At 42.9% G+C, this 4,398-nt stretch carries 5 protein-coding genes; 1 reads left to right on the forward strand and 4 read right to left on the reverse strand.

All coding sequences use genetic code 11. The features are described from left to right. Window positions 1–165 precede the first annotated feature (165 nt). Entirely contained in the window at window positions 166–975 is an 810-nt protein-coding gene (gene xthA, locus AACT21_RS07030; protein ID WP_094164439.1) for an exodeoxyribonuclease III, read from the forward strand. A gap of 109 nt (window positions 976–1,084) precedes the next feature. On the opposite strand, the gene AACT21_RS07035 is transcribed toward xthA, so the two are convergent. The 4 genes from AACT21_RS07035 to AACT21_RS07050 all read right to left on the reverse strand — a co-directional run bounded on the left by AACT21_RS07035 (window position 1,085) and on the right by AACT21_RS07050 (window position 4,365). Then, the gene (locus AACT21_RS07035) at window positions 1,085–1,762 is read right to left on the reverse strand and encodes an ABC transporter permease (protein ID WP_019282050.1); all 678 of its coding nucleotides are present in this window, start codon (window positions 1,760–1,762) and stop codon (window positions 1,085–1,087) included. A gap of 2 nt (window positions 1,763–1,764) precedes the next feature. Then, on the reverse strand, window positions 1,765–2,505 hold the full coding sequence (locus AACT21_RS07040) for an ABC transporter permease (RefSeq protein ID WP_013856550.1): 741 nt from the start codon (window positions 2,503–2,505) through the stop codon (window positions 1,765–1,767). A 208-nt stretch (window positions 2,506–2,713) separates the two neighbouring features. Continuing rightward, window positions 2,714–3,490 (reverse strand): ABC transporter substrate-binding protein, encoded by a 777-nt coding sequence (locus AACT21_RS07045; RefSeq protein WP_026028918.1) that lies wholly within the window; start codon window positions 3,488–3,490, stop codon window positions 2,714–2,716. Window positions 3,491–3,594: 104 nt separating this feature from the next. Continuing rightward, entirely contained in the window at window positions 3,595–4,365 is a 771-nt protein-coding gene (locus AACT21_RS07050) for an ABC transporter ATP-binding protein (RefSeq protein ID WP_013856548.1), read from the reverse strand. Window positions 4,366–4,398: the final 33 nt, after the last annotated feature.

Consider the following 4,398-nt stretch of genomic DNA (forward strand, 5'->3'; position numbering starts at 1 on the left):
AGCATATTGACTTGAGAGAACAATCGTAAGTTTACATAAATGTTAATAAAAATATCCTTTCTGACTATTCAAAAAATTTACGTATTACAATTGATTCGCTTTTCGTCTTGTCCTTGCGCCTTGAAATGGTAACATCTTGCGCACAACTCATCTTAAGGATCCCTTATGAAAGTCATCAGTTTTAACATCAACGGGTTGAGAGCTCGCCTTCATCAACTGCAAGCGATTATTGATAAGCATCAACCTGATGTCATTGGACTTCAAGAAATCAAAGTACACGATGACGCTTTTCCTCTTGAGGATGTTAAAGCCATGGGCTACCACGTCTATTTCCATGGTCAAAAAGCGCATTATGGCGTCGCCATGTTGTGTAAGAAGGAACCCATTTCAGTACAGAAAGGCTTTCCTAGCGATAATGAAGATCATCAAAAACGCATGATTATGGCCACTTTTGAAGATGACAACGGCCAAAAAACAACCATACTCAACGGCTATTTTCCTCAAGGGGAGAATATTTCCCATGAAACAAAATACCCCTATAAGCGTCAGTTTTATAAAGATCTAATGGGTTACTTAACGACACATCATTCCCCTGACGAACAAATAATTGTGATGGGAGACATTAACATCAGCCCTATCGACTTGGATATTGGGATTGGTGAAGCCAATAGAAAACGCTGGTTGCAAACGGGAAAATGCTCTTTCCAACCTGAAGAGCGCGAATGGTTACAAACTTTAATGGACTGGGGTTTTGTTGACACATTCCGTCAGTTAAATCCGGATGTAAATGATCAATTTTCGTGGTTTGATTATCGCTCACGCGGCTTTGATGATAACCGTGGGCTACGAATCGACGTCATTTTAGCGACCCCGAACCTAGCAAAAAAATGCCAAGAGGCCGGCATCGACTATGAACTTCGAGGAATAGAAAAACCTTCTGATCACGCGCCAATTTGGTCCAGTTTTTCTTTGTAGGAACAGAAAGTCACGTGCCAATAAGAAGCGCGCATTCAGCGCGCTTCTTATTTTAATCTATGCCTTGATTATAGAAACAAACTCGGTACAACATGCTACTCGCAGCCCTTCAGCTTAATGGGCGCAAATAAGCTAAGAAGCGTTTTTCAGCCTGTTTGAAGCAGAACAAAATAATGAAGGTCAAGCCCATATAGAACAAACCTGCGGTTAAAAATGACTCGAATGGAGCATAATAACGAGAGTTCACTAAACGCGCAGCTCCCGTTAAATCCATAATGGTAACAATACCAGCAACCGCCGAACCGTGAAGCATGAAGATAACTTCATTACTATAAGCGGGCAGTGCACGCCTTAACGCACTCGGTAGAATAATTCGTCGATACGTTTTCCAAGTACTCATTCCGTATGCCTTCGCCGCTTCAACTTCGCCTTTCGGCAAACCATTGATCGCACCGCGAATAATTTCAGCCGTGTAGGCGGACGTATTGAGAACAAAAGCAACCAACGCGCAAAACCAAGCGTTTTCCCACAAGGTATCTTTCACCGGGAAAAATTGATCCATTCCATAGTAGATGAGATAAAGCTGGACCAATAACGGTGTACCACGAAAAAAGTAGGTATAAGTCCATGCTGGAGTACGAATAAAATAGTTGTGGCTATTTCTAGCAATCGCTAAGGGGATGGCAAGGCTCAAACCGATGATTAACGACAAACCCACCAGCCAAACCGTTGTCCACAGCCCACTAAAATAAATTGGTAGGCTTTGAGCAATAAGGGAAAAATCCATATTTACCTCGTGTGAATGCTGAACTTGCGCTCAACCAATTTGAGAAGACCGGTTGATACACTGGTAAAGAAAAGGAAGATCACTGAGACAGCCATATAAAAGGTGAATGGCATTTTTGTCGAACCCGCCGCGAGTGAGCTGACTCTGACCATATCTTCTAATCCAATAATGGAAACAAGTGCCGTCGTTTTGAGCAATACCAACCAGTTGTTACCAAACCCTGGCAATGCATGACGAACCATTTGAGGAAGCAAAATGCGTCTAAATGCTAAGGTAGAACTCATACCATACGCTTTCGCCGCTTCCATCTCTCCTTTATCAACAGCCATAATAGCGCCACGAAAGGTTTCAGCCATATAGGCACCGAAAATGAAACCTATGGTTAGTATCCCAGCAATGAAAGGGCTAACATCAATATAATCGGGGAGATAAGCGGTCCATTCATGGCTCGGGTCACTTGCCATAAACCAATTGTTTAGCCATTCGTTGATTGAATAAAGGCTATTATTCAACAATATTTGACCGCCAAAGAAAATAAGCATCATTAACACAAGGTCTGGAATACCGCGAATGATGGTCGTATAAAGAGTGGCAATGGCTCTTGCCCAACGGTAAGGTGCAAGCTTGGCTAGCGCACCTAGCATGCCAAGTAACATGGCAAGTAATAAAGAGAGCACGGCAACTTCGATGGTCAGCACCGCTCCCTTCAAAATTGAGGCTTCATATCCGTGTAGGTCCAACATAATTCATCCCTAGTCCCTGGAGAATTTAACGGCTGGGTACTTCTGGAACTAGGATCCAGCCGTTAAGAATCAATGGATTCCCATCATAATTGAGAAGGTGGAGTCAACTGAGCTAACCAGTCCTAATTACAGAGTGATCGATAAACATATTCATATGCTCGGCCCACTCTCACCTTCTAATTATATGGGTAAGATATGATGTTACAGCTTATTCACCGTATACATCGTAATTAAAGTATTTGGTCGCAATTTCTTGGTAAATCCCTTGTTGACGAAGAGATTTAATCGCCATATCAAGTTTTTGAGTGAGATCTTTGTCTTGTTTACGAACCGCAATACCAAAACCATCGCCAAACCATTTCGGATCGGTTAATGATGGGCCGACGAACTCATACGCTTCGCCGCCCGCTTTGTTAAGCACACCCTCTTCCAAGGCAGAGGCATCACCCAATACTGCCGCAATACGACCATTGGCTAGGTCAAGATAGGCTTCATCAAATGAACCATAACGGACAATTTCAACTGCATCGCCATAATTATCAGTAAGATACTTATCGTGCGTTGTTGCACGTTGTACACCAATTTTCACCCCTTTTAGACCTTCTTTAGAAAAATCCAACGCGGCTCCCTTCTTGGCGATAAATTTATTGGGAATTAATGCGTACTTACCAGTGAAATCGACTTTTTTCTTGCGCTCGTCGGTAATCGACATGGCTGCAATAATCGCGTCATATTTACGTGCAAGCAGTGATGGGATAATGCCATCCCAGTCTTGTGGAACGATTTTACATTCCACTTTCATCTCCTTGCACAACGCATTGGCCATATCAACATCAAAACCTTTGAGAGATCCATCAGCCTCTGTCCAGCTAAAAGGAGGATAAGCCCCTTCTATACCAAAACGAACCGTCTTCCATTCTTTCGCTTGGGCCATACCAGTCATTGCACTAGCAGCAACGGCTGCAACTAATAACCACTTTTTCATTTCCATACTCCTGTGATTGAGGTCTTACTTATTTATCATGCTATGTTTATGTTGGTTTTGCTTAATATTTATGTCGTGACGAATACCACAACATAATGAACACATTAATAAATAGAGGATATAAATTGTTTTAACCGTTCAGATTTAGGCTGGGTGAACAGGATGGCTGGATCTCCTTGCTCTTCCACTAAACCTTGGTGCAAGAACATCACATGGTTTGAAACATCGCGAGCAAAGGCCATTTCATGAGTCACTACCAGCATAGTACGGCCTTCTTCTGCCAAGTCTCTCATAACACCCAACACTTCACCCACCAATTCAGGATCAAGTGCAGAAGTGGGCTCATCAAACAGCATGACTTCTGGCTCCACGGCCAATGCTCTAGCAATCGCCGCACGTTGTTGTTGCCCACCAGAAAGGTGACCAGGATAATAGTCTTTACGTTCATACAGGCCGACTTTTTTTAGCAGCACCTCAGCACTCTCGATGGCTCGTGCTTTCGGTACTCCTAACACATGAATTGGTGCTTCAATAACGTTTTCTAACACCGTCATGTGCGACCAAAGGTTAAATCCCTGAAATACCATAGCAAGGCGTGAGCGAATTCGTTGCACCTGCTTTTCACTCACAGGTGAAGCTTCACCTTGCCGATTTTTTTTCATTTGAATGAGTTCACCATTGACCCAAATATCACCAGAGGTTGGTGTTTCAAGTAAATTGATGCATCTAAGAAAGGTACTTTTTCCCGAGCCAGAAGAACCAATAATGGAGATCACATCACCCTTACGAGCTTCTAGCGAGATTCCTTTTAGTACTTCGTTTTGACCAAAGGTTTTGTGCAGCTCTTTAATATTCAGCGCTGGTACATCAGTCATGCGCTTAACTCCCTGTATTTGCTACTGCAGAGT

This window comes from Vibrio sp. V08_P9A1T1 (assembly GCF_963874405.1).
Taxonomy (GTDB): domain Bacteria; phylum Pseudomonadota; class Gammaproteobacteria; order Enterobacterales; family Vibrionaceae; genus Vibrio; species Vibrio anguillarum.

Excerpts from the sequence above, each read along its gene's own strand:
- AACT21_RS07040 (WP_013856550.1), bottom strand. The coding sequence starts at position 2,505 with ATGTTGGACCTACACGGATATGAAGCCTCAATTTTGAAGGGAGCGGTG.
- xthA (WP_094164439.1), top strand. The coding sequence starts at position 166 with ATGAAAGTCATCAGTTTTAACATCAACGGGTTGAGAGCTCGCCTTCAT.
- AACT21_RS07045 (WP_026028918.1), bottom strand. The coding sequence starts at position 3,490 with ATGAAAAAGTGGTTATTAGTTGCAGCCGTTGCTGCTAGTGCAATGACT.
- AACT21_RS07050 (WP_013856548.1), bottom strand. The coding sequence starts at position 4,365 with ATGACTGATGTACCAGCGCTGAATATTAAAGAGCTGCACAAAACCTTT.
- AACT21_RS07035 (WP_019282050.1), bottom strand. The coding sequence starts at position 1,762 with ATGGATTTTTCCCTTATTGCTCAAAGCCTACCAATTTATTTTAGTGGG.